Origin of the sequence: Pseudomonas oryzihabitans, assembly GCF_001518815.1 — a bacterium.
Classification (GTDB): Bacteria; Pseudomonadota; Gammaproteobacteria; order Pseudomonadales; family Pseudomonadaceae; genus Chryseomonas; species Chryseomonas oryzihabitans_E.
The window spans coordinates 4,270,540-4,296,231 of the sequence record NZ_CP013987.1; the positions used below are offsets into that span (position 1 = coordinate 4,270,540).

22 protein-coding genes are annotated in these 25,692 nt (G+C 66.3%); 8 read left to right on the plus strand and 14 right to left on the minus strand.

Going from position 1 to position 25,692, the window contains the following annotated elements:
• Nucleotides 1–2: 2 nt before the first annotated feature.
• Both APT59_RS19430 and APT59_RS19435 read right to left on the minus strand, forming a co-directional pair.
• Entirely contained in the window at nt 3–1,520 is a 1,518-nt protein-coding gene (locus APT59_RS19430; protein WP_156428976.1) for an aldehyde dehydrogenase family protein, read from the minus strand.
• 2 nt (nt 1,521–1,522) lie between these two features.
• Nucleotides 1,523–2,413, minus strand: coding sequence for an NAD(P)-dependent oxidoreductase (locus APT59_RS19435; RefSeq protein ID WP_059316370.1), 891 nt, complete (start codon nt 2,411–2,413; stop codon nt 1,523–1,525).
• 341 nt (nt 2,414–2,754) lie between these two features.
• Between APT59_RS19435 and urtA the strand changes: the two genes are divergently transcribed.
• From urtA to APT59_RS19470, 7 genes are all read left to right on the plus strand, one after another.
• The gene (gene urtA, locus APT59_RS19440) at nt 2,755–4,029 is read left to right on the plus strand and encodes an urea ABC transporter substrate-binding protein (protein WP_059316371.1); all 1,275 of its coding nucleotides are present in this window, start codon (nt 2,755–2,757) and stop codon (nt 4,027–4,029) included.
• A 372-nt stretch (nt 4,030–4,401) separates the two neighbouring features.
• Nucleotides 4,402–5,970, plus strand: coding sequence for an urea ABC transporter permease subunit UrtB (urtB, locus tag APT59_RS19445; protein ID WP_059316372.1), 1,569 nt, complete (start codon nt 4,402–4,404; stop codon nt 5,968–5,970).
• Nucleotides 5,967–7,046: an urea ABC transporter permease subunit UrtC gene (urtC, locus tag APT59_RS19450; RefSeq protein ID WP_059316373.1), complete on the plus strand. Its 1,080-nt coding sequence runs from the start codon at nt 5,967–5,969 to the stop codon at nt 7,044–7,046. Before urtB ends, urtC begins: the two co-directional genes overlap by 4 nt.
• Nucleotides 7,043–7,888 carry an urea ABC transporter ATP-binding protein UrtD gene (urtD, locus tag APT59_RS19455; protein ID WP_059316374.1) on the plus strand — a complete coding sequence of 282 codons (846 nt, stop codon included), beginning with the start codon at nt 7,043–7,045 and terminating at the stop codon, nt 7,886–7,888. The genes urtC and urtD overlap by 4 nt, the downstream gene beginning before the upstream one ends.
• 161 nt (nt 7,889–8,049) lie before the next feature.
• Entirely contained in the window at nt 8,050–8,748 is a 699-nt protein-coding gene (urtE, locus tag APT59_RS19460) for an urea ABC transporter ATP-binding subunit UrtE (RefSeq protein ID WP_059316375.1), read from the plus strand.
• Between the two features lie 134 nt (nt 8,749–8,882).
• A complete protein-coding gene (gene aroQ, locus APT59_RS19465; protein WP_059316376.1) occupies nt 8,883–9,323 on the plus strand; it encodes a type II 3-dehydroquinate dehydratase in 441 nt (146 codons plus the stop codon).
• 4 nt (nt 9,324–9,327) lie between these two features.
• Nucleotides 9,328–10,182: a shikimate dehydrogenase gene (locus tag APT59_RS19470; protein WP_059316377.1), complete on the plus strand. Its 855-nt coding sequence runs from the start codon at nt 9,328–9,330 to the stop codon at nt 10,180–10,182.
• A 99-nt stretch (nt 10,183–10,281) separates the two neighbouring features.
• Here the strand turns inward: APT59_RS19470 and APT59_RS19475 are convergent, their stop codons facing one another.
• Both APT59_RS19475 and APT59_RS19480 read right to left on the minus strand, forming a co-directional pair.
• The gene (locus APT59_RS19475) at nt 10,282–10,737 is read right to left on the minus strand and encodes an REP-associated tyrosine transposase (RefSeq protein WP_059316378.1); all 456 of its coding nucleotides are present in this window, start codon (nt 10,735–10,737) and stop codon (nt 10,282–10,284) included.
• 135 nt (nt 10,738–10,872) lie between these two features.
• A complete protein-coding gene (locus tag APT59_RS19480; RefSeq protein WP_059316379.1) occupies nt 10,873–13,140 on the minus strand; it encodes a YgiQ family radical SAM protein in 2,268 nt (755 codons plus the stop codon).
• 608 nt (nt 13,141–13,748) lie between these two features.
• On the opposite strand from APT59_RS19480, the gene APT59_RS19485 reads away from it, so the two are divergent.
• A complete protein-coding gene (locus APT59_RS19485; RefSeq protein ID WP_059316380.1) occupies nt 13,749–15,125 on the plus strand; it encodes an amino acid permease in 1,377 nt (458 codons plus the stop codon).
• Nucleotides 15,126–15,231: 106 nt separating this feature from the next.
• On the opposite strand, the gene APT59_RS19490 is transcribed toward APT59_RS19485, so the two are convergent.
• From APT59_RS19490 to rnr, 10 genes are all read right to left on the minus strand, one after another.
• Entirely contained in the window at nt 15,232–16,713 is a 1,482-nt protein-coding gene (locus APT59_RS19490; protein WP_059316381.1) for a glucosyltransferase domain-containing protein, read from the minus strand.
• An 80-nt stretch (nt 16,714–16,793) separates the two neighbouring features.
• Nucleotides 16,794–17,810 carry a D-alanine--D-alanine ligase gene (locus APT59_RS19495; RefSeq protein WP_059316382.1) on the minus strand — a complete coding sequence of 339 codons (1,017 nt, stop codon included), beginning with the start codon at nt 17,808–17,810 and terminating at the stop codon, nt 16,794–16,796.
• Nucleotides 17,810–19,204, minus strand: coding sequence for a replicative DNA helicase (dnaB, locus tag APT59_RS19500; protein WP_017642919.1), 1,395 nt, complete (start codon nt 19,202–19,204; stop codon nt 17,810–17,812). The genes APT59_RS19495 and dnaB overlap by 1 nt, the downstream gene beginning before the upstream one ends.
• 150 nt (nt 19,205–19,354) lie before the next feature.
• Complete coding sequence (gene rplI / locus APT59_RS19505; protein WP_059231672.1) at nt 19,355–19,801, minus strand: 50S ribosomal protein L9; 447 nt, start codon at nt 19,799–19,801, stop codon at nt 19,355–19,357.
• Nucleotides 19,802–19,821: 20 nt separating this feature from the next.
• Nucleotides 19,822–20,712, minus strand: coding sequence for a hypothetical protein (locus tag APT59_RS19510; RefSeq protein ID WP_059316383.1), 891 nt, complete (start codon nt 20,710–20,712; stop codon nt 19,822–19,824).
• Nucleotides 20,713–20,747: 35 nt separating this feature from the next.
• The gene (gene rpsR, locus APT59_RS19515) at nt 20,748–20,978 is read right to left on the minus strand and encodes a 30S ribosomal protein S18 (protein ID WP_059316384.1); all 231 of its coding nucleotides are present in this window, start codon (nt 20,976–20,978) and stop codon (nt 20,748–20,750) included.
• Between the two features lie 26 nt (nt 20,979–21,004).
• Nucleotides 21,005–21,421: a 30S ribosomal protein S6 gene (gene rpsF / locus APT59_RS19520; RefSeq protein WP_007161146.1), complete on the minus strand. Its 417-nt coding sequence runs from the start codon at nt 21,419–21,421 to the stop codon at nt 21,005–21,007.
• A 182-nt stretch (nt 21,422–21,603) separates the two neighbouring features.
• A complete protein-coding gene (locus APT59_RS19525) occupies nt 21,604–21,978 on the minus strand; it encodes a response regulator (RefSeq protein WP_007161147.1) in 375 nt (124 codons plus the stop codon).
• Nucleotides 21,979–22,111: 133 nt separating this feature from the next.
• Nucleotides 22,112–22,861: a 23S rRNA (guanosine(2251)-2'-O)-methyltransferase RlmB gene (gene rlmB / locus APT59_RS19530; RefSeq protein WP_059316385.1), complete on the minus strand. Its 750-nt coding sequence runs from the start codon at nt 22,859–22,861 to the stop codon at nt 22,112–22,114.
• On the minus strand, nt 22,858–25,668 hold the full coding sequence (rnr, locus tag APT59_RS19535) for a ribonuclease R (protein WP_059316386.1): 2,811 nt from the start codon (nt 25,666–25,668) through the stop codon (nt 22,858–22,860). The genes rlmB and rnr overlap by 4 nt, the downstream gene beginning before the upstream one ends.
• Nucleotides 25,669–25,692 lie beyond the last annotated feature (24 nt).

Here is a 25,692-nt window from a genome sequence, read left to right on the forward strand (position 1 = left end):
TGTTACTCCAGGCTGGCGCCGTAGCCAAAGCCGGCGGCGGGCACCGCGGCGGTTTCCACCCAGACGCTCTTCACTTCGCTGTATTCGCGCAGGGCGTCGAGTCCCGAGGAGCGACCGTAGCCGCTCTCGCCGTAGCCGCCGAAAGGCGAGCTGACGTGGATGGTCTTGTAGCCGTTGACCCAGAAGGTACCGGCGCGCACACCGCGCGCCACCCGGTGGGCACGACCGACATCGCGGGTCCAGACCGCCCCGGCCAGGCCGAAGCGGCTGTCGTTGGCGATGCGAATGGCATCGGCCTCGTCCTTGAACGGGATAGCCACCACCACTGGCCCGAAGATCTCTTCCTGGGCGCAACTCAGGCCATTGTGGCCAGCCAGTACCGTGGGATTGACGTAGTAGCCCGTCCCGGCGGGCAGCGGTTCGATGCCATTGGCCACCAGCCGTGCGCCCTCGCCGAGGGCGCCTTCCACCATGTTGCGCACATGGGCGAACTGCTTGGCGTTGTGGATCGGGCCGATCTGGGTCTCGGGATCGCTCGGGTCCCCCACCTTGAACTGGCTGGCGGCGCGGGCCACCGCCTGGATGAAGCGCTCGTAGATGGACTCCTGCACCAGCAGCCGCGAACCGGAGACGCAACTCTGGCCGGCCCCAGAAAAGATCGCCGCCTGGGCGCCGCGCACGGCCAGGTCCAGGTCGGCGTCTTCGAAGACGATGTTGGCCGACTTGCCGCCCAGCTCCAGCACCACCGGTATGCAGCGCTGGGCCGCGGCGGCGGCGATGTGCCGGCCGGTGGCCGGCGAGCCGACAAAGACCACCTTGCGGATGTCGGCGTGGGCGATCACCTGCTGGCCGACGGTATGGCCCTGGCCGGCGAGCACGTTGACCAGGCCCTTGGGCGCACCGGCGCGTTCCACCAGCACGCCCAGCAGCAGCGAGGTCACCGGAGTCAGTTCGGACGGCTTGAGGATCACCGCATTGCCGGCGGTGATGGCCGGGGCGATCTGCCAGCCACCGGTAAAGATGGGTGCGTTCCAGGGGGTGATCTGCAGCACCGTGCCCAGGGGTTCGTAGGTCACGTAGTTGAGGTGGCTAGTGGGCACCGGGATGACCTCGCCGTGCAGCTTGTCGGCCCAACCAGCGTAGTACTCGAACATCTCGGCGACCTTGAGCACCTCGACGCGGGCATCACGGATCGGTTTGTTGGCGGTCAGCGATTCCAGCTGCGCCAGGACCTCGGCCTCCTCGCGGATCAAGGCGCCAACCTTGTAGATGATGCGACCGCGCGCCTGGGCGGTCAGGGCGCGCCACTCCTCGCGTGCCCGGCGGGCGGCGGCATCGGCGCGCTCGACCACGGCCAGGTCGGCATCAGGGTAGCTGTAGGCCGGGCTGTCGTCATGGGCGTTGCGCACGGTGATCCGCTCGCCGCTGCCGTCGACGAATTCGCCGTCCACGAAGCTGGCGACCTGCTGGCGGTCGCCCCAGAAAGGCTTGAGCAATTCCAGTGTCTTGGCGTTCATCATGATCATTCCCCCTTACCGAACAGGTCTTCGCTGGTGCGTCGCGCGATGGCGCAGAAATCCTCGCCATCGGCCAGGGTCTCGGCGCTGGCCTTCCAGGCCTGGGCCGTGGCCGCGGCCAGCGGCAGGTCGAGGCCGAGCTCGGCGATGAGCTGCTGGGCCAGGCCCACGTCCTTGCGCATCAGGCCCATGGTGAAGCCGGAGTCATAGGCCTTGTTCAGCACCCAGGTAGGGAACATGCCCTGGCTGGCCGCGCTGCGCCCGGAGCCGGCATTGATGCCTTCGAGCAGCTTTTCCGGGGCGACCCCGGCGCGAGCGGCCATGGTCACCGCCTCGGCGGTGGTGATCAGGTGCGCCGCGGCCAGCAGGTTGTTGGCGATCTTGGCGATGTTGCCGGCGCCCACGGCGCCGATGTGCACCCGGGTCGCGCTCATGGCTTCCAGCGCCGGCAATGCCTTGGCCAGGGCCGCCTCGCTGCCTCCGATGACCATGGTCATGGTGCCGGCCGCGGCACCGGCGGGGCCGCCGGAGACCGGGGCATCGAGGAAATCGGCACCGACCTCGGCGAAGGCCGCCGCTACCCGGCGGCTGGTCTCCGGGGTGGAGGTGGTGGTGTCGACCACCACGGTGCCCGGCCGCACGCGGCTGACCAGGCCCGCCTCGCCCAGGCACACGGCCTCGACGTGCTCGGCCTTGGGCAGCGACAGCACGATGACGTCGCTGCTGGCGGCCAGGGCCGCCAGATCACCGGCGATGGCCACGCCCTGGGCAGCGACCCGCTCGCAGGCGGCGCTGGAGGGATCCAGGCCGGTGACGGCCACGCCCTTGCGCGCCAGGGTGATCGCCATGTTGCCGCCCATGTTGCCGAGTCCGATGACCCCGACCTGCCTGCCCATGCCTTGTTCCTCTTCTTCGAATGGGTGTGACCGCCCCTGTGGCCGGCCCTTGACGATCGAGTATGGGAGGCGCCAGGCATCACCACCAATACGGCATTCGGACTTTCATGTTGCGCAAAAGGCAACGGCAAAAGAGGGCACCAGCATCGTGCAAGGGCGCCGTCAGAGGGCACCGCCCAGCCCCAGGCTGGTGCAGGGCAACTGGCCACAAACGCCTGGATTGCAAACAAGAGGCCAGTCGCCATGCGCCTTGCCGAGGCCTGGCACAGTTCCTGAAAAGCGCCCTGGCGGGCCAGCAGCCCAGCCCAACAACAGCGCACGTTCGCTTAGGAGCCTTTCGCATGAAGCGCCGCCCTCTACTGAAGACCACCCTTGCCGCCTCCGCCCTGCTCATGAGCGGCCTGTTCCCATGGAGCGCCGCCCACGCCGCGGACACCATCAAGGTCGGCATCCTGCATTCGCTGTCCGGCACCATGGCCATCTCCGAGACCTCGCTCAAGGACATGGCGCTGATGGCCATCGACGAGATCAACGCCAAGGGCGGCGTGCTGGGCAAGAAGCTGGAGCCCGTGGTGGTGGATCCGGCCTCCAACTGGCCACTGTTCGCCGAGAAGGCGCGCCAGCTGGTGACCCAGGACAAGGTCGCGGTCACCTTCGGCTGCTGGACCTCGGTCTCGCGCAAGTCGGTGCTGCCGGTCTACGAGGAACTCAACGGCCTGCTGTTCTACCCGGTGCAGTACGAAGGCGAAGAGATGTCGCCCAACGTCTTCTACACCGGCGCGGCGCCGAACCAGCAGGCCATCCCGGCGGTGGAATACCTGATGAGCGAAGAAGGCGGCGCGGCCAAGCGCTTCTTCCTGCTGGGCACCGACTACGTCTACCCACGCACCACCAACAAGATCCTCAGGTCCTTCCTGCACAGCAAGGGCGTGCAGGACAAGGACATCGAGGAGGTCTACACCCCCTTCAGCCACAGCGATTACCAGACCATCGTCGCCAACATCAAGAAGTTCGCCGCGGGCGGCAAGACCGCGGTGGTCTCCACCATCAACGGCGACTCCAACGTGCCCTTCTACAAGGAACTGGGTAACCAGGGCCTGAAGGCCACCAACGTGCCGGTGGTGGCCTTCTCGGTGGGAGAGGAAGAACTGCGCGGCATCGACACCAAGCCACTGGTGGGCCAGCTGGCCGCCTGGAACTACTTCGAGTCGCTGGATAACCCGGTGAACAAGAAATTCGTCGACGCCTGGAAGGCCTACGCCAAGGCTAAGAACCTGCCCAACTACCAGACCGCCGTGACCAACGACCCCATGGAAGCCACCTACATCGGCATCCACATGTGGGCCCAGGCGGTGGAAAAGGCCGGCAGCACCGACGTCGACAAGGTCCGCAAGGCCATGGCCGGCCAGACCTTCGCCGCGCCGGACGGCTACACCGTGAAGATGGACGAGAAGAACCACCACCTGCACAAGCCGGTGATGATCGGCGAGGTCCAGGACGACGGTCAGTTCAACGTCGTCTGGCAGACCGAAGGCCCGGTCCGCGCCCAGCCCTGGAGCCCCTACATTCCCGGCAACGACAAGAAGTCCGACGAACCGGTGAAGAGCGGCAAGTAACGGCCAACCCTCACCCCCGGCCCCTCTCCCCGAGGGAGGGGGGAGCGAAGCCTGAAAGGTGGCACCCCGCTCCTACCCCCTCTCCCCTTGGGAGAGGGTTTGGGGTGAAGGCAAAAGCCGTTCCGAGGCCAATAGCTCTTCCCCCCTCTCTCTCGGGGAGAGGATTGGGGTGAGGGCAAAAGGCGTTCCGCAGCCCACAGGAAACACCCGCACCACCGCTCCTCCCCCTCTCCCTCTGGGAGAGGGCCGGGGTGAGGGCTCGCCAGCGCACCCGGCCAGACCGCCAGGTGCCCGGCACCAGAAACGAGGCCACGCCCGTCCTCCCCCCGGGAGACAACGCGCAGGAGCCTTTACCCACAGACGAGGCCGAGCATGTCCCTACGCCTTTTTCTTCTGCCCCTGCTGTTGCTGCTCGCCGGCACCGTCCAGGCCGGCCCCGCCGCCGAGCTGGCCGCCGCCAGCGCCAGCGCCCAGGCCAAGCTCCTGCAGGCATGGGCCGCCGAACCCGACACCGCCCAGCTCCCGGTTCTCCAGGCGCTGCAGGACGGCCGCTTCTATGTCGACGAAGACCGGCGCCCGTTCTACAAGAACGGCGATAGCTACAGCGCCGCCGAAGGTGACGCCACCGCCCCCACCGGCACGCCCAAGCCGGTACGCCTGAACAACCGCCTGCGCATTCTCATAGACGCCGCCCAAGCCAGCGGGCAGCTGCTGTCCGCGGATGCCAGCGTGCGCCTGACCGCCGCCCAGGCCCTGCGCCAGGAGGCCAAGCCCGAACAGCGCTTCTTCCTGGAAAAACGCCTGCAGACCGAGGCCGACAAGGAGGTGAAGACTGCCCTCGCCGCCGCCCTGGCCACTCTGCAGCTGACCGATCCCGATCCCGCCGTGCGCCTGGCCGCGGTACGCCTGCTGGGCGAGTCCGGCGAACCCCAGGCCAGGACCCGCCTGCAGGCCCTGCTCGATCCGGCCGTGGAAGCCAACGAAGACGTCCGCAAGGCCGCCGCCACCGGTCTTGCCCAGGTCGAGCGCAAGCTGCTGCTGGGCGACCTGCTCGGCCAGGCCTTCACCGGCCTGTCGCTGGGCTCCATCCTGCTGCTGGCCGCCTTGGGCCTGGCCATCACCTATGGCCTGCTCGGCGTCATCAACATGGCCCATGGCGAGATGCTGATGCTGGGCGCTTACAGCACCTATGTGGTGCAGCTGACCCTGCAGCGCCTAGCCCCCGAATGGCTGGCCTGGTATCCGCTGCTGGCGCTGCCGGTCGCCTTCGCCGTCACCGCCGCCATCGGCATGGCGCTGGAACGCACCGTGATCCGCCACCTCTATGGCCGCCCGCTGGAAACCCTGCTGGCCACCTGGGGCATCAGCCTGATGCTGATCCAGGCGGTGCGGGTGCTGTTCGGTGCCCAGAACGTCGAGGTGGCCAACCCGGCCTGGCTGTCCGGCGGCATCCAGGTGCTGCCCAACCTGCTCCTGCCGTGGAACCGGGTGATCATCCTCGGCTTCGTGGTCTTCGTGCTGATCCTGACCTGGACCCTGCTGAACAAGACCCGCCTGGGGCTGAACGTGCGCGCCGTGACCCAGAATCGCAACATGGCCGCCTGCTGCGGCGTCCCCACCGGCCGCATCGACATGCTCGCCTTCGGCCTCGGCTCCGGCATCGCCGGTCTCGGTGGCGTGGCCCTGTCGCAGATCGGCAACGTCGGCCCGGACCTCGGCCAGAGCTACATCATCGACTCCTTCCTGGTGGTGGTGCTCGGCGGCGTCGGCCAACTGGCCGGCAGCGTGCTGGCGGCCTTCGGCCTGGGGATCGTCAACAAGATCCTCGAACCCCAGATCGGCGCCGTGCTGGGCAAGATCCTCATCCTCGGCCTGATCATCCTGTTCATCCAGAAAAGGCCTCAGGGCCTGTTCGCCCTCAAGGGGAGGGTCATCGATTGAACCAGCCACTCGCGCTTACCGCCGTGCAGAAGGCCGGCCCGCGCCTGAGCCTTGCCGTGCTCGGCCTGGCCCTGGCCGTACTGATCGCCCTGCCGCTGCTGTCCCTGCTGCCAGCCGACAATGCCTTCCAGGTCTCGGCCTACACCCTGACCCTGGTGGGCAAGATCCTCTGCTACGCCATCGTCGCCCTGGCGCTGGACCTGGTCTGGGGCTATGCCGGGATGCTCTCCCTCGGCCACGGGCTGTTCTTTGCACTGGGCGGCTACGCCATGGGCATGTACCTGATGCGCCAGGCCGCCGGCGACGGTCTGCCGCCGTTCATGAGCTTTCTCTCCTGGACCAGCTACCCCTGGTTCTGGGCCGGTACCGACCATTTCCTCTGGGCGCTGTGCCTGGCGGTGCTGGCCCCCGGTCTGCTGGCGCTGGCGTTCGGCTTCTTCGCCTTCCGCTCGAAGATCAAGGGCGTCTACTTCTCGATCATGACCCAGGCGCTGACCTTTGCCGGCATGCTGCTGTTCTTTCGCAACGAGACCGGCTTCGGCGGCAACAACGGCTTCACCGGCTTCACCACCCTGCTGGGCTTTCCGGTGGCCGCCCAGGGTACCCGGGCAGTGCTCTTCCTGCTCACCGTGGCCCTGCTGACCGCCAGCCTCTGGCTGGGCTGGCGCCTGGCGCAGAGCAAGTTCGGCCGCATCCTCACGGCGATCCGCGACGCCGAGAACCGGGTGACCTTCTGTGGCTACGATCCGCGCGGCTTCAAGCTGTTCGTCTGGGTGCTCTCGGCGGTGCTCTGTGGCCTGGCCGGGGCGCTCTATGTGCCCCAGGTGGGCATCATCAACCCCAGCGAGATGGCCCCGACCAACTCCATCGAAGCGGCCATCTGGGTCGCCCTCGGCGGCCGCGGCAGCCTGATCGGCCCGGTACTCGGCGCCGGCATCGTCAACGGTGCCAAGAGCTGGTTCACCGTGGCCTTTCCCGAATACTGGCTGTTCTTTCTCGGCGCCCTGTTCATCGTCGTCACCCTCTATCTGCCGCGTGGCGTGATCGGCCTCATCAAGAAGGAGCGCGACGCATGAAAGCCGCCCCCATTCCCCCCACCGCCGCGGAAGTGCTCGATCCCGGCATCGGCGCCGAAGCCAGCGGCCTCGGCCATCGCGCCGGCAAGGGCCTGGATACCCGCCACGGCACCATCCTCAGCCTGGAAGGCATCGAGGTCAGCTTCGACGGCTTCAAGGCCCTGCGCGACCTCAATCTTTACATCGGCGTCGGCGAATTGCGCTGCATCATCGGCCCCAACGGCGCCGGCAAGACCACCATGATGGACGTCATCACCGGCAAGACCCGCCCCGACCGCGGCAGCGCCTGGTTCGGCGAAACCCTGGACCTCACCCGCCTGCAACCGGTGGAGATCGCCCAGGCCGGCATCGGCCGCAAGTTCCAGAAGCCCACGGTGTTCGAGGCCCTGACCGTCTGGGAGAACCTGGAGCTGGCGCAACGGACCGACAAGTCGGTCTGGGCCAGCCTCAGGGCGCGGCTCTCCGGCACCCAGCGTGATCGCCTGGAGGAGGTGCTCACCACCATCCGCCTGCAGGACTCCCGCGGCCGCACCGCCGGACTGCTCTCCCACGGCCAGAAGCAATTCCTCGAGATCGGTATGCTGCTGGTGCAGGAGCCGCAACTGCTGCTGCTCGACGAACCCGTGGCCGGCATGACCGACGCCGAGACCGAATTCACCGCCGAGCTGTTCAAGTCGCTGGTGCCCCGGCACTCGCTGATGGTAGTGGAGCACGACATGGGCTTCGTCGGCAGCATCGCCGACCACGTCACCGTGCTGCACCAGGGCCACGTCCTCGCCGAAGGCTCGCTGGACCAGGTCCAGGCCAACGACCAGGTGATCGAGGTGTATCTGGGGCGCTAGCGCGCGGTCGCGCCCCTGTCCGTAGGTTGGGTTGAGACGGCTCCACCGTCGAAGCCCAACACCGACACGGACCGGGGGCGTTGGGCTTCGCTTCGCTCAACCCAACCTACGTCGGCAGGCCACTCGGCCTGTCAGAGACCAGACAACCGGCCGAGGCCCCCATGCTCCAGGTCAACGAACTCCATCAGTACTACGGCGGCAGCCACATCCTGCGTGGCCTGTCCTTCGACGCCCCCATCGGCGAGGTCACCAGCCTGCTCGGCCGCAACGGCGTCGGCAAGACTACCTTGCTGCGCTGCCTCATGGGCCTGATCCCGGCCAAACGCGGCAGCGTCACCTGGGAAGGCCAGGACATCACCGCCCGCAAGCCGCACCAACGGGTGCAATCCGGCATCGCCTACGTGCCCCAGGGCCGCGAGATCTTCCCGCGCCTCACCGTCGAGGAAAATCTGCTCATGGGCCTGTCGCGCTTTCCCGCCCGGGACGCCCGCGAGGTGCCGGAGTCCATCTATGAACTTTTCCCCGTGCTCCGGCAGATGCGCCAGCGCCGCGGTGGCGACCTCTCCGGCGGCCAGCAACAGCAACTGGCGATCGGCCGCGCCCTGGCCAGTCGCCCGCGACTGCTGATCCTCGACGAACCCACCGAAGGCATCCAGCCCTCGGTGATCAAGGAGATCGGCACCGTCATCGCCCACCTGGCCAAGCGCGGCGACATGGCCATCCTGCTGGTGGAGCAGTTCTATGACTTCGCCAGCGAACTGGCCGACGGCTACCTGGTGATGTCCCGTGGCGAGATCGTCCAGCGCGGTCGCGGGGTCGACATGGAGGCGGAGGGGGTGCGCGGACTGGTGGCGATCTAGCGGGCCAGGGCCGATAATCGAACGCTTCCGGCGCAACACCCCGGCGGCGGATTGACGAAATTAACCAACTGGTACATTTTCTCTGCAACGCCGGACGCTGGTCCGTTCGGCCAGATGACAACAGAGAGAACGCCATGTCCCGCCGCATCCTGGTCCTCAACGACCCCAACCTCAATCTGCTCGGCACCCGGGAACCCGCCACCTACGGCCACGAGACCCTGGCCGACGTCGCCGAGCTGTGCGCGACCACCGCCGCCGAGGGCGGCTACGAGGTGGACTTTCGCCAGACCAACCACGAAGGCGAATTGCTCGACTGGATCCACGCGGCCCGCGGCGCCTACGCCGGGGTGGTGATCAATCCCGCGGCCTGGACCCACACCTCGGTGGCCCTGCGCGATGCCCTGGTGGCCAGCGAACTGCCGGTCTACGAGGTGCACCTGTCCAACGTCCATCGCCGCGAAGCCTTCCGCCACCATTCCTATGTCTCGGGCATCGCCGTCGGCGTCATCTGCGGCCTCGGCAGCCAGGGCTATCGTGCCGCCATCAGCGCCCTCATCGCCCACCAGGGAAACTAAGTCCATGACCGCACCCACCTCCGTCCTCGCCGGCCTCATCGGCGCCGGCATCCAGGCCTCGCTGACGCCCGCCATGCACGAACGCGAAGGCGACGCCCAGGGCCTGAGATACCTCTACCGCCTGATCGACCTGGATGCGCTCGGCCTCGGCGCCGACGCCCTGCCCGAGCTGCTGCAAGCGGCCCAGCGCACCGGCTTCACCGGTCTCAACATCACCTTCCCCTGCAAGCAGGCGATCATCCCGCTGCTCGACGACCTCTCGCCCGAGGCGCGCGGCATCGGCGCGGTAAACACCGTGGTGCTGGCCGACGGCCGCACCGTGGGCCACAACACCGATTGCCTGGGCTTCGCCGAAGGCTTTCGCCGCGGCCTGCCGGACGTGGCCAAGCGCCTGGTGGTGCAACTGGGCGCCGGTGGCGCTGGCAGCGCCGTGGCCCATGCCCTGCTCGCCGAAGGCGTGGACCAGCTGTTCATCTTCGACGTCGAGGTCGAGCGCGCCCAGGCCCTGGTGGACAACCTGACCCGCCACTTCGGCCCCGGGCGCGCCGCGGTCGGCACCGACCAGGCCGCCACCGTGGCCGCCGCCGATGGCCTGGTCAACACCTCGCCGGTGGGCATGGCCAAGCTGCCCGGCCTCCCACTGCCAGCGGAGCTGCTGCACCCTGGCCTCTGGGTCGCCGAGATCATCTACTTCCCGCTGGAAACCGAACTGCTGCGCCAGGCCCGCGCCCTGGGCTGCCGCACCCTCGACGGCGGCACCATGGCCGTGTTCCAGGCGGTCAAGGCCTTCGAACTCTTCAGCGGCCGCACCGCCGACGCCGACCGCATGCAGGCCCATTTCGCCGAATTGCGCGGCTGATATCGCGGCCATGGCGGTCCGCCGATGCGGCCGCTCCTACAGGCTCCGATATGCCCCGTAGGAGCAGCCCATGGCCGCGATCAGCTTTCCTGGCACGATCTACAACCACACCGCATCCCAAAACGGATAATCACCCGCCCGCTTCACTAGCCCCGCCCGCACCGGATTGGCAACGATGTACCGGGCCACCGCCTGGACATCTTCTTCGGCTCTTAGAGCGTGGTCATGATAGGCCGGCGCCCACACAGCCCCTTTGGTATTGCGGATCGCATTGACCCGACGTGCACTGGCCGACTTTAGGCGCAGGACCAACTCGTCCAGGCTGAAACGCTCACCCAACGAAACCAGCCAATGGACGTGATCCGGCATCAACACCCACGCAAGCAGCCTGGCGTCATCAAGCAAACAAGGATCGTTAAAGGTCCGGGCCACCGTGCATGCCACGGGAAAATCGGCGAACAGCGCCTGGCGCTGGCTGGTAGTTGTGGTCAGGAGATACAGCTGGCCAGGAAAAGAAACCCGGCCCCTGCGTAACGCCGCATGACGTGATGACATCGCTCGTCCTTGAGAGATGAAAACGACAAGTTAAACATTTATAGCGGCTTTGATCGCGGCCATGGGCCGCTCCTACAGAAGCATCACACTCCGTAGGAGCGGCCGCTTCGGCGGACCGCCATGGCCGCGATAGCCTCAGCGCGGCATGTTCGGCTGGCGCCGCGATTTCTTGCGCGGACCGCCCTTGGCGTAGCCGGCGGCCTGGCCTTCCTGGCCCTTGTCCCAGGCCTTGCTGCCATCGCTGGCGCGGGGCGGCAGGCCGGTGTGCTGGGTAAGGATGCGCCCACCGCCAGTGCCGGCCTTCTTGCTACCCACCGGGGTGGAATTCTTGCGCCGCGCGCTCTGGTAGCCGGCGTCGCCCACCGGCTGGGTGGCCGGGATCAACTGGTGCTTGCCCGGCCCGATCAGGTCGGCGCGCCCCATCTCCTTGAGCGCCTCGCGCAGCATCGGCCAGCCCCTGGGATCGTGGTAGCGCAGGAAGGCCTTGTGCAGGCGGCGCTGCTGGTCGCTCTTGACGATGGTCACGCCGTCGCTCTTGTAGGTGACCTTGCGCAGCGGATTCTTGCCCGAGTGGTACATGGCCGTGGCGGTGGCCATCGGCGAGGGGTAGAAGGCCTGCACCTGATCCGCGCGGAAGCCGTTGCGCTTGAGCCACAGCGCGAGGTTCATCATGTCCTCGTCGGTGGTGCCCGGGTGCGCCGCGATGAAGTAGGGGATCAGGTACTGCTCCTTGCCCGCCTCCTTGGTGTACTTCTCGAACATCTGCTTGAAGCGGTCATAGCTGCCGATGCCGGGCTTCATCATCTTGTCCAGCGGACCGCGCTCGGTGTGCTCGGGCGCGATCTTCAGGTAGCCGCCGACATGGTGGGTGACCAGTTCCTTGACGTATTCGGGCGACTCCACGGCCAGGTCGTATCTCAGCCCCGAGGCGATCAGGATCTTCTTCACCCCCGGTAGCGCCCGCGCCTTGCGGTACAGCTCGATCAGCGAGGAGTGATCGGTATTGAGGTTCTCGCAGATACCGGGGAACACGCACGACGGCTTGCGGCAGTGGCGCTCGATCTCCGGGTCCTTGCAGGCGATGCGGTACATGTTGGCGGTCGGCCCGCCAAGGTCCGAGACCACCCCGGTAAAGCCCGGCACCTTGTCACGCATCTCCTCGATCTCGCGGATGATCGAGTCGTGGGAACGATTCTGGATGATCCGCCCTTCGTGCTCGGTGATGGAGCAGAAGGTGCAGCCACCAAAGCAGCCGCGCATGATGTTCACCGAGAAGCGGATCATCTCGTAGGCCGGGATCTTTTCCTTGCCATAGGCCGGGTGCGGCACGCGCGCATAGGGCATGCCGAACACATAGTCCATTTCCTCGGTGGTCATGGGGATGGGCGGCGGCGTGAACCAGACGTCCACGTCGCCATGCCGCTGCACCAGCGCACGAGCGTTGCCCGGGTTGGTTTCCAGGTGCAGCACGCGGTTGGCGTGGGCATAGAGCACCGGGTCGTTGCGCACCTTCTCGAAGGACGGCAGGCGGATCACCGTCTTGTCGCGGGTCATGCGCGGGCTTTCCAGCAGCTGCACCACCTTGGCTTCGTTGGGATCCTCGACCTCGCCCTTGGCCTGCTCGATGGCGCAGGCCTCGGTGTCCTGCGTGTTCACGTAGGGATTGATGATCTTGTCGACGCGGCCGGGACGGTCGATGCGGGTCGAGTCGACCTCGAACCAGCCGGCTGGGGTATCGCGGCGGACGAAGGCGGTGCCCCGCACATCGGTGATGGACTCGACGCGCTCGCCACGCGACAGCCGCTGGGCGATCTCGACCACCGCCCGCTCGGCGTTGCCATAGAGCAGGATGTCGGCGGTGGCGTCCATCAGGATCGAGCGGCGCACCTTGTCCTGCCAGTAGTCATAGTGGGCGATCCGGCGCAGCGAGGCCTCGATGCCGCCAAGCACGATCGGCACGTGGCTGTAGGCCTCCTTGCAGCGCTGGCTGTAGACCAGGCTGGCGCGATCCGGACGCTTGCCGGCGACATTGCCCGGGGTATAGGCGTCGTCGGAGCGGATCTTCTTGTCGGCGGTGTAGCGGTTGATCATCGAATCCATGTTGCCCGCGGCCACCCCGAAGAACAGATTCGGCTCGCCGAGCTTCATGAAGTCGTCCTTCGACTGCCAGTCCGGCTGGGCGATGATGCCCACGCGGAAGCCCTGGGCCTCCAGCAGCCGGCCGATGATGGCCATGCCAAAGGACGGATGATCGACGTAGGCGTCCCCGGTGACGATGATGATGTCGCAGCTGTCCCAGCCGAGTTGGTCCATCTCCGCCCGACTCATGGGCAGGAAAGGCGCCGGACCAAAGCACTCGGCCCAGTATTTCGGATAGTCGAACAGCGGCGTGGCGGCTTGCATGGCAGCTTCCGGGAAAGGGGTGTTTTTGGGAGGGCGCGAAGAATAGCACAAAAAATGACCAGTTCAGCCCCCGGACATCGATTGCCTTTGGCTATCAAGCGGCTGCCCTGGCCCTGCCCTCACTCCAACCCTCTCCTCGCGGGAGAGGGAGCAAAAGCCCCCGGTGTACCTGCTTTCTCCCTCACTCATTGGGAGAGGCCCGAGGTGAGGGACGCTCACCGGCAATGCCCTTCCGCCGTAGGGTGGACAACAGCGCAGCCTTGTCCAGGCGCTACCTCCCGTGATAGCGAGGACGAAGGACACTCCGCAACAATCCTCCCACCGAAGCACGCTCTTCCCCCTCTCCCCCTGGGAGAGGGCCAGGGTGTGGGGCAATACACTTCCGCCGTAGGGTGGACAACGGCGCAGCCTTGTCCACGCGCTATCTCCCTCGATAGCGAGGACGAAGGACACTCCGCAACAGCCCCCCTACCGAAGCACGCTCTTCCCCCTCTCCCCCTGGGAGAGGGCCGGGGTGAGGGTCCCCTGGGCACCAGGACCAGGCCCCTGGCGACAGGAGTGCTACCATAGCCACCCGCTCCCTCTCTGCCACCGAGACACCCCCGTCCATGTCCCAGCCCCAACCCGCCGCCGGCCAGTTGCAGCGCGGCCTGAAGAATCGTCATATCCAGCTGATCGCCCTCGGCGGGGCCATCGGCACCGGCCTGTTCCTCGGCTCGGCCGGGGTACTCAAGTCGGCCGGACCGGCGATGATCCTCGGCTACGCCATCGCCGGCTTCATCGCCTTCCTGATCATGCGCCAGCTCGGCGAGATGATCGTCGAGGAGCCCGTGGCCGGCTCCTTCAGCCACTTCGCCAGTCGCTACTGGGGCCGCTTCCCGGGCTTTCTCTCCGGCTGGAACTACTGGGTGCTCTATGTACTGGTGGGCATGTCCGAACTCACCGCGGTGGGCAAGTACGTGCAGTACTGGTGGCCCGAGGTGCCGACCTGGGCCAGCGCCCTGGTGTTCTTCGTGCTGGTCAACATGATCAACCTGTTCAACGTGAAGGCCTTCGGCGAGACCGAGTTCTGGTTCGCGCTGATCAAGGTGGTGGCCATCCTCGGCATGATGGCCTTCGGGCTCTGGCTGCTGGTTAGCGGCAGCGGCGGTCCCGAGGCCTCGGTGAGCAATCTCTGGAACCATGGCGGCTTCCTGCCCAACGGCTGGAGCGGCCTGTTCGCGGTGCTGGCGATCATCATGTTTTCCTTTGGCGGCCTGGAGCTGGTGGGCATCACCGCCGCCGAAGCCGACCAGCCGCGCACCGTGATTCCCAAGGCCATCAACCAGGTGGTCTGGCGCATCCTGATCTTCTACGTCGGCGCCCTGACCATCCTGCTGTCGCTGCACCCATGGGACGAGCTGGTGCACAGCATCGGCGCCGGCGGTGACGACTATGCCGGCAGTCCCTTCGTGCAGACCTTCGCCCTGCTCGGCAGCGACACCGCCGCGCACCTGCTCAACTTCGTGGTGCTGACCGCGGCCCTGTCGGTCTACAACAGTGGCGTCTACTGCACCAGTCGCATGCTCTACGGCCTGGCCGAACAGGGCGATGCCCCGCGCGCCCTGCTGCGCACCAATCGCCAGGGCGTGCCCCTGCTGGGCATCGCCGTGTCCTCGGCGGTGACCCTGCTCTGCGTGGTGGTCAACTACCTGCTGCCGCAGAATGCCCTGGAGCTGCTGATGTCGCTGGTGGTGGCCTCGCTGGTGATCGCCTGGGCGCTGATCAGCCTGACCCACCTGAAATTCCGCGCCGCCCAGCGCCAGGCCGGCCGCCAATCGCACTTCCCGGCCTTCTGGTCACCGGTGGTCAACTGGCTGTGCCTGGCCTTCGTCGGCATGATCCTGGTGCTGATGCTGCGTATCCCCGGCATCGCCGTGTCGGTCTATGCCATCCCGGTCTGGCTGGCCTTCCTGTTCCTCTGCTACAAGCTGCGCCGGGGCTGATCGCCTTCGTCCCCGTAGGTTGGGCTGAGCGAAGCGAAGCCCAACACCTGCATCAGGCACCGCTCGTTGGGCTTCGACGATGGAGCCGTCTCAGCCCAACCTACCCCTACTCGAACGGCACCCAGGGCCGCTGCGGCTTCATGATGATGCAGCCGTCCTCGCCCACCGCCCAGATGTCATAGAAGCGATTGTCCACCAGTGGCGTGGCGGCGCCGGGCACGGCCACACGCTGGCTGCAGCTGTCGCTGTCGGCATCGTCGATCACGCCCAGGTCCAGCAGCCGCTCGGCGATCATGAAATTGCCTGGCGACAGGCCGAGGATGAAGGGCAAGGCCGGCAATTGCTCGAAGGTCTTCTGCGCCAGCGGCAGCCAGGCCACCTCCAGCGGACCGCCGGTCCAGAGCATGCGCTTGAGCGGCCGCAGCTCCGGACGACTGCTGAGGTCATGGTGCAGCTCCTGGACGAAACCGCGCTCGAAGCTCTTCTGCGCCGAGAGCACCTGCCCATAGGCATAGGCCAGCGACAGCATCCACAGCACCGGCAGCACCAGCAGCCAGGTCAGCCGAGGATGAAGGCGCCCCAGCAGTTCGTGGGCCAGCAACAGCGCCAGGGTCAGGATTACCGCCAGACCCATCAGGGTCCGGGCTTCGAGGATGAAGTCGCTGAACAGCAGGGTGATGCCGGCCACGCAGAAGGCCAGCACCGGCAGGGTCGCGCCATACAGCAGCAGGGGCAGCAACGCCTGCCGTCCGTAGGCCCGGGCATAGGCCAGGGCGCCCAGGCCGTAGCCGATCATGGCCAGGCCACCGAACAGCCACCACAGCCAGAGGTTGCCCGGGGTGATCAGCAGGCCAACGCTGTGCAGCACCTCGCCCAGCCGGTGCCAGAGCTCGGGCAGCACCTGGCCACCCACGCCGGCATGCCGGGTGGTCGCCATCAGCTGGTAGGCGGTGAGGTAGTAGAGCCCACAGCCCAGCAGCAGCTGCAGGCCCTGGCGCACGACCAGGCGCAGAGCCTGCTCAGGCGCTTCACGACGCTGCACGACGCGGATCAGCTCCAGGCAGCAGAGGCCGATGAAGACATTGAGTGCCACCTGGTAGAAGGCGATGGCCGCCGCCAGCAGCGCCGCCGGCACCAGCAGGGCCAGCGCCGTATGGCGACTGCGAAAGATCACCGCGTAGATCACCGCCACCAGACTCAGGGCCATGGTCGGGCCATCGTACTGGTAGGTCAGATTGCCCAGCCAGAACGGCGAGAACCACAGCGGCAGGAGAGCCAGACACTGGGTCGGTCGCGGCGCGCCAAAGCAGTGCCGTGCGAGATCGGTCAGCGCCCAGGCCGCCGCGGCGCAGGCGATCAGCAGCGGCAGGGGAAACAGATTGAGGGTGCTGCCATTGAAGGTCAGCAGCCGATAGAAGACCTCGGTGAGCACCCGCCCCTGCTGGCGCCATTCAGGCCCGTTCTGCAACTGGATACGCCAGTTGTCATCGACATAGGGAAAGTCGACCAGGATGAAGGGCAGGACGAACAGCAGCAACGCAGAGAAGAACAATGCCCGGGTCTGCACCGGGGTCAGCGTCTGGGGCATGGCGGCGGATCCGAATCCGGCTTCGACACGGGACGCAGCCGCCACCACCCGAAGCGATAGCGGCGCCGGCTGCGGAAGGGTCAGTCCTGCAGGGCCAGCCGGCAGATCCGCTCGCAGAGCTCGTCGAAGTCGATGCCCATGGCCGCGGCCGATTGCGGCAGCAGGCTGGTGGCGGTCATCCCCGGCAGGGTGTTGACCTCCAGGCACCACAGCTGTCCTTCGGCGTCCAGGCGGAAGTCGGCGCGGCTGTAGCCATCGAGCTTGAGCGCCCGGTGCGCGGCCAGGGCCAGCCGGCGCGCTTCCTCGGCGATCTCGGTCGAGACCTCGGCCGGAAACACTTCCACCGCGCCCTTGGGCTGGTACTTGCTGGTGTAGTCGAACACCCCGCTCTGGCCAAGGACGATCTCGCCCACCGCCAGCGGCTGGTCGCCCAGCACGCCCACGGTCAGCTCGCGACCGGCGACGAAACGCTCGATCATCACCTCGCGGTCATAGCGCAGCGCCAGCTCGATGGCGGGCTGCAGGTCCTCGGCGCGGCTGACCTTGCTCAGACCCACGGTGGAGCCCTGCTGGCTGGGTTTGACGATCACCGGAAAGCCCAGGGTCTCGGCCACGGTCGCGGCGTCCACGGGCGCCATCAGCCAATCGGCGGTGGGTACCCCGGCAGCACGGAACAGCCGCTTGCTGAGGTCCTTGTCCATGGCCACGGCGCTGCCCACCCGGCCGCTGCCGGTGTAGCGCAGCTCGGCCAGGTCGAGCAGGGTCTGCAGGGTACCGTTCTCGCCGGTCCCACCGTGCAGGGCGAGGAACAGCAGATCCTGGTCGCCCAGCTGGGCGCGGCTGAGCACCGCGCCGGCATCCTGGCCGCGCATCCGCACCAGCGCGGTCCGCTCCGGCGGTTCGAGGCCGACGCGGGCTTCCAGCAGCGCCCGCTCGGCATCTTCGTCGAGCAGACCCAGGGCGGTGTCCACGGTCACCACCTGGTGCCCGCGCCGGCGCAGGGCCGCCACCACCTGGGCACCGCTGGCGATGGACACGTCGCGTTCTTCGCTGGTGCCACCGAGCAGGACCGCGATCTTCAGCTTGTCCTTGACCATCATTCGTCCTCGAAAACGTAGCTGCCGGGCGCGAGATTCTCGAACCGGGTGTATTTGCCGATAAAGGCCAGCCGCGTGGTGCCGATCGGGCCGTTACGCTGCTTGCCGATGATGATTTCCGCCACGCCCTTGTACTCGGTCTCCGGGTGATACACCTCGTCTCGGTAGACGAACATGATGACGTCGGCGTCCTGCTCGATGGCGCCCGATTCACGCAAGTCGGAGTTCACCGGCCGCTTGTTCGGCCGCTGCTCCAGCGAGCGGTTGAGCTGGGAAAGGGCCACCACCGGGCAGTTGAATTCCTTGGCCAGGCCCTTGAGCGAGCGGGATATCTCGGAGATCTCGTTGGTGCGGTTCTCGCCGCTGCTGCCGCCGATCTGCATCAGCTGCAGGTAGTCCACCATGATCAAGGCCAGGTCGCCGTGCTCGCGCACCAGGCGACGGGTCCGGGCGCGCATTTCCGAAGGACTGATGCCGGCGGTATCGTCGATGAACAGCTTGCGGTCGTTGAGCAGGTTGACCGCCGAGGTCAGGCGCGGCCAGTCGTCATCGTCCAGCTTGCCGGAGCGCACCTTGGTCTGGTCGATGCGACCGAGGGACGACAGCATCCGCAGCACGATGGAGTCGGCGGGCATCTCCAGGGAGAACACCAGCACCGCCTTGTCGGTACGCAGCACCGCGTTCTCCACCAGGTTCATGGCGAAGGTGGTCTTGCCCATCGACGGGCGTCCGGCAACGATGATCAGGTCGGCCGGCTGCAGGCCGCTGGTCTTCTCGTCCAGGTCGGCGAAGCCGGTGGAGACGCCAGTGATGGCATCGCTGGAGTTGAACAGGGTATCGATGCGGTCGATGGCCTTGGTCAGGATGTCGTTGACCCCGATCGGACCACCGGATTTCGGCCGCGCCTCGGCGATCTCGAAGATCTTGCGCTCGGCTTCGTCGAGCAGCTCGTTGGCCCCGCGCCCTTCCGGGTTGTAGGCGCTGTCGGCGATGTCGGCGCTGATGCCGATCAACTGCCGCAGGGTAGCCCGCTCGCGCACGATCTGCGCGTAGGCCTTGATGTTGGCCACCGAGGGGGTGTTCTTGGCCAGCTCGGCCAGATAGGCCAGGCCGCCCACCTGGGGCAGCTGGCCTTCGTTGTCCAGCTGTTCGGACAGGGTCACCACGTCGAACGGCTGGTTGCGCTCGGCCAGACGGGCCACGGCGCGGAAAATGAGGCGGTGGTCGTGGCGATAGAAGTCGCCATCGGACACCTGATCGAGCACACGCTCCCAGGCATTGTTGTCCAGCATCAGACCACCCAGTACGGCTTGCTCGGCCTCGATGGAATGCGGCGGAACCTTGAGGGCAGCGGTCTGCAGATCGTACTGCTCGGGCAGGGAAATCTCGTTCATGCGCAGGTCTTGGGCCCCCATTGCGGGCGGCGAAATGATTTTTCGGACGGCAGAAAAGACAAAGGGCACGTCACTGCCTTGGCAATGACGTGCCCGATTGTCGACAGACCAGCGCCGGGGCGCAAGTCCGCCAGTCAGGCGACGGCGCGCTTATTCAGCGACAACGACGACCTTGACGGTGGCTTCGACGTCGGTGTGCAGGTGCACTTCGACATCGTATTCGCCGGTGTTGCGCAGCGCGCCGTTGGGCAGGCGAACTTCGCTCTTGTCCAGCTCGACGCCAGCGGCGCTGACGGCTTCGGCGATGTCGCGGGTGCCGATGGAACCGAACAGCTTGCCTTCGTCGCCGGAGTTGGCGGCGATGGTCACGGTCAGTTCAGCCAGCTTGGCGGCACGGGCGTCGGCCTGGGCCTTCTTCTCGGCAGCCTGCTTTTCGAGCTCGGCGCGACGAGCTTCGAAAGCCTCGACGTTGGCAGCGGTAGCTGCGGTGGCCTTGCCCTGCGGCAGCAGGAAGTTACGAGCGTAACCGCCCTTGACGTTCACTTTATCGCCCAGGTTGCCCAGGTTGGCGATCTTTTCCAGCAGGATGACATCCATTGAGTCTTTCCTCTTAACTTTTAACCTTCACCGTCCGCGGGCCCCTGCGGCTCTTGCGCAGACCGCCCACGAAAATCGAACACGCTATCGATCACAGCCAGAATCACCAACAACGGATAGATCAACTGCCCAAACAGCAACAGCGTCACGTACAGCCCCACCAGCCAGAAACCCGCCAGGCGCTTGGCCGCCACCAGCCCGTGTAGCAGGGCGATGCCGGCGAAGGCCAGCGGCACGCTGCACAACGGGGTCAGCAGGCCAAGCCCGCTGCCCAGGTTCGGCGCCAGCACCAGCAGGGCCAACAGGCCGAGCGCGATGGCCGGACGCAGACGCAGCACGCGAAACTCGCGGCCGAACCCCTTGGGGTTGTACAGCGCCGCCTGCCAGTAGCGCCCCAACATCAGGCACAGCAGGCAGGTGATCTGGAAGAACGCCGCCATCAGACCGGTCAGCACGGGCAGCAGCAACTGCTGCAACTGCGCCTGCTTTTCCGGCGGCAACTGCGCCGCGCTCGGGCCCAACACCTCGGGCAACAACCGGCGGATTTCCTCCGCCAGCTGCGCGATGCCCTCGGCATAGACCTGTCCCAGCACCAGGGCGAAGACCAACCCCAGGGGGACGCTGGCCAGAAGCACCCGCGTCCAGGACAGGCTCTGGCGCAATACCGCCGCCAGAAGCGTCGAACCCAGCAACACCAGCACGATGCTGGCATCACCCAGATACAGCCAGAACAGCGCCGGCAGCAGGGCCCAGACCAGCACCCCGGCCGCCGCGGCAGGTCCCCGGCGCAACAGCACCAGGCTGCCACCAGCAGCGGTCATCCAGTACAGCAGCGGCACGACTGCACCCAGCACCACCACGAGGGTGGCCTGAGTACGGCCGCGCATGATGAACTCAGCCAGAGGCCGCATGCCGTGTTTATCCGTTATTCGTGATCAGGCGTCGATCAACGACCGTGGCTGTCGGTGTAGGGCAGCAGGGCCAGGTAACGGGCACGCTTGATGGCAGCGCCCAGCTGACGCTGGTACTTGGCCTTGGTGCCAGTGATACGGCTCGGGACGATCTTGCCGGTTTCGGAGACGTAGGCCTTCAGGGTGTTGAGATCCTTGTAGTCGATCTCTTTCACGCCTTCGGCGGTGAAACGGCAGAACTTACGACGACGGAAGAAACGTGCCATGACAATGATTCCTCGCTAGATCCAGATTACTCGGCGCTGTCGGCGTCGTCGGAGTTGCCTTCGGCGGACTCGGACTCGGACTCGGCAGGACGCTCGCGACGCTCGCGACGCTCGTTGCGGTTTTCTTCGGCCTTGAGCATCTCGGATTGACCGGTGACGGCCTCGTCACGGCGCAGGATCATGTTACGGATCACGGCGTCGTTGTAGCGGAAGTTGTCTTCCAGCTCGGCCAGGGCCTTGGCGCTGCACTCGATGTTCATGAGTACATAGTGAGCCTTGTGAACGTTGTCGATGGCGTAAGCCAGCTGACGACGGCCCCAGTCTTCCAGGCGATGGACTTTGCCACCGTCTTCTTCGATAGCCTTGGTGTAGCGCTCGACCATGCCGCCCACCTGTTCGCTCTGGTCCGGATGAACCAGGAACACGACTTCGTAATGACGCATTTAATGCTCCTTACGGGTTGCAGCCTGCCGCGGAAACGCGGTCAGACAAGGAGTGAATAGTTCGGATGACTTGCCCAGCGGAATGCGGACGCACTCCGGGCAAGGGGCAACATTCTAGAGAAGGGCGCCGAGGGGCGCAACCGCAGGCATGACCGGCGCGACCGCCGGGCAGCCACTGGCACTCAGCGTTGCACGTCGGCCAGGGCTTGGCGGATCTTGTTCAGATCATAGGGCTTGATCAGCACCCCGACCCGCGCTTCCATGCCTGGTTCGCGCTCGAAGGCATAACCCGAGGCGACGACGATGCGCAGCGTCGGATCCATCGCCAGGGCGCGCCGGGTCAATTCGATCCCGGACATGCCGCCCAGCCCGATGTCGGTGAACAGCACATCGTGTTCACGTTGTGGCAGCAACTCCAGGGCAGCTTCCGCCGAGGCGACGGCCGTGACCTGATGGTCCAGCTCCTCGATGACTTCCGTGGTCAGCATGCGCAACGTGGCATCGTCTTCGACAAGCAGCACTCGCAAGCCTACCGGCTCTTGGATCTCCTGACTCACGCGGGCATCCTCTTGTTGACAGGCCTCGCCCCGGGGTTTCCCGAGGCGAGCCCGATATTCTGCGCACTGCAGCGCGTTTCGTATAGTCCGACACGCGCCGCGCAGGTGCCCAGACGTTTCCTCATGTTCACCGTCAGGAGGCTTTGGTACGCCGCTGACGCACGGCCTCGAACAGGCAGACACCGGTCGCGACCGAGACATTGAGGCTGCTAACACTGCCTGCCATCGGCAAACGAGCCAGATGATCGCAATGTTCGCGAGTCAGCCGACGCATGCCCTTGCCCTCGGCACCCATGACCACGACCGTTGGTCCGCTCATGTCCACCTCATAGATCTCCTGGGTCGCCTCACCGGCGGTCCCGACGATCCACAGGCCGCGCTTCTGTAGCTTTTCCAGGGTACGCGCCAGGTTGGTGACGGCCACCAGCGGCAACACCTCGGCAGCACCACAGGCTACCTTGCGCACCACCGCGGTCAGGGTGGCGGACTTGTCCTTGGGCACGATCACCGCCAGGGCCCCGGCGGCATCGGCACTGCGTAGGCAGGCACCGAGGTTGTGCGGATCGGTGACGCCATCGAGCACCAGCAGCAGCGGCGGACCTTCGGCCCGGTCGAGCAATTCCTCAAGCATGGCCTCGCCCCAGACCTGGCTGGGACTGACCTGGGCCACCACGCCCTGGTGCACGCCCTCTGCCAGCTCATCGAGCAGCGCCCGCGGCTTGGTTTCCACCGCCAGGCGCTGACCAGCGGCCAGCTCCAGCAGGGCTTCGACTCGCGGTTCGCGCCGCCCTTCGGCGATCCAGAGTTGCTTCACCCGCCGCGGATGGAAGCGCAGCAGCGCTTCCACGGCGTGGATACCGTAGACGGTTTCCAGCTGGCTCATGCGTCATCCTTTGGGCGCGACTGACCCTTGCGATGAGGCTTCTTGGCCTTGGTCCTGCTCTTGGCCGCGGCCTGAGCCTGGCCTTCGGCCTTGGGCTTGGCTGCAGATTTCTTCTTGGCGGCAGCGGCCTTGGACTTCTTGACCTTGGCCTCCACCGCGGCAGCGCCTTCGGCGGCGGCATCCGGTGCCCGGCGCCCTGCCGGAGCCGTACGCGCCTTGGCCGTGGCACTGGCCTTGCCCTTGTCAGCCTTACCCTTGTCAGCCTTGCCCTGGGCCGTGGTCTTGCCCTGGGTACCGGCCTTGCTCTGACCGCTGGACTTGCCCTTGGCCTTGGGCTTGCCGCCCTCGACCTTGGCTTCCGCCAGCAGCGCCTGCTTCACCGCGCGACTGCGCTTGACGTCGGTATTGCCCAGCAGCTTGTCGGCCTGCTCCAGCAGTTCCGGCGATACCGAGGTAGCCGGTGCTTCTGGCGTCGGGGCGACGGCCTGCGCTTCCGCTGGCGCCTCGCGGCGACGACCGCGACTGTCACGCTTGCGACGCGGCTCGCGCTCTTCCCGCACACGCGGCGCCCCGGCACTGGCCGGCAGCACGAAGTCGATCTTGCGTTCGTCCAGGTCGACGCGAGCCACCACCACCTCGAGGGGATCACCCAGGCGATAGCTGCGGCCGCTGCGCTCGCCGGAGAGGCGATGGTGAACGCTGTCGAAGTGGTAGTAATCGTCGGGCAGCGCGGTGACGTGCACCAGGCCCTCGACGAAGACCTCGGACAGCTCGACGAACAGGCCGAAACCGGTCACCGCGGTGATGACGCCGGCATAGGTTTCGCCAACGCGATCCTTCATGAACTCGCACTTGAGCCAGTTGGAGACGTCCCGCGTGGCTTCGTCGGCGCGGCGCTCGGTCATGGAGCACTGCTCACCGAGCTGATCCAGGCGCAATTCGTCGTAGGGATAGATGCGCGCCTTGGCCATGCTCGTCGCGCCTGCACGCTTGACGTGCTTGGTCTCCAGCTTGGAGCGGATCACGCTGCGGATCGCCCGATGCACCAGCAGATCCGGATAGCGCCGGATCGGCGAGGTGAAATGGGTATAGGCCTCGTAGTTGAGACCGAAGTGACCGTTGTTGTCCGGGCTGTAGACCGCCTGGCTCAGCGATCTGAGCATCACCGTCTGGATCAGCCGGAAGTCCGGCCGCTCGCGGATCTGCTGGAGCAGCGCCTGGTAGTCCGACGGCACCGGATTGGCCTTGCCCTTGGTCAGGGACAGCCCCATCTCGCCGAGGAACTGGCGCAGATTGGTCTGCTTTTCCAGGGGCGGCGCGTCATGCACCCGGTACAGGGCCGGCACCTTGTGCTTCTCGAGGAATTTCGCAGTGGCCACGTTGGCGCACAGCATGCATTCCTCGATCAGCTTGTGGGCATCGTTGCGCTGGGTCGGGCGGATCTCGGAAATCTTGCGGTCGGCGCCAAAGACGATGCGGGTGTCCTGGGTGTCGAAATCGATGGCACCGCGTACGTGACGGGCAGCCAGCAGCACCTTGTACAGGCTGTAGAGCTGCTCCAAGTGTGGCACCACCTCGCCGAGCTGCTTGCGCAACTGCTTGCCTTCGGTCGACTTGGGCTGCTCCAGCACCGCCGAAACCTTGTTGTAGGTCAGGCGCGCGTGGGAGTGGATGACCGCTTCGTAGAACTGGTAGCCGGTCATGCGCCCGGAGGCGGCGATGGTCATCTCGCAGACCATGGCCAGGCGATCCACCTGGGGATTGAGCGAGCAAAGGCCGTTGGACAGGGCTTCCGGCAGCATGGGGATAACCCGCTCGGGGAAATACACCGAGTTGCCGCGCTTCTCCGCCTCGGCGTCCAGCGCCGAACCGACCTTGACGTAGTGGGAGACGTCGGCGATGGCGACGTACAGCCGCCAGCCACCCGACTTCTTGGCCTCGGCGTAGACGGCATCATCGAAGTCGCGAGCGTCTTCGCCATCGATGGTCACGAAGGGCAGCTGACGTAGGTCGATGCGCTTCTGCTTGTCCTTCTCCTCGACCTCGGGCTTGAGCTTGGCGGCTTCCTTTTCGACGGCCTTGGGCCATTCGTTGGGGATGTCGTAGCTGCGCAGCGCCACCTCGATCTCCATGCCGGGCGCCATGTAGTCGCCGAGGATCTCGATCACCTCGCCCTGGGCCTGACGGAAGGTGGTGGGCCATTCGTCGATACGCACCTGCACGAACTGACCATGAGCGGCGCCGCCGTGCTTGCCTTCGGGCACCAGTACCTGCTGACCGATCTTGGGATTGTCCGGCACCACGTAGGCCAGGCCGCTCTCCTGGAAGAAGCGACCGACCAGGGATTCGTGCGCCCGGGTGACCACCTCGACCAGGCCACCTTCGCGGCGACCGCGACGATCATGGCCGGCAACCCGCGCCAGGGCGATGTCGCCATCGAACACCAGGCGCATCTGCGACGGGCTGAGGAAGAGGTCGTCGCTGCCGTCGTCGGGGATCAGGAAGCCGAAGCCATCGCGATGGCCGGCGATGCGTCCGCGCACCAGGTCCAGCTTGTCGATGGGCGCATAGGCGCCACGGCGGGTATAGATCACCTGGCCATCGCGCTCCATGGCACGCATGCGGCGCCGCAGGGCTTCGAGCTGGTCCTCGGTGACGAGGCCGAACTCCTCGGCCAGTTGAGGCCGTGTGGCCGGAGCGCCGCGATCGGCGAGATGAGCCAGAATGAGTTCGCGACTCGGAATGGGGTTATCGTACTTTTCCGCTTCCCGGGCGGCCTCGGGATCGAGGGATTGCCAATCGGCCATCAGTCTGGGGTTACCTTCTAAGTC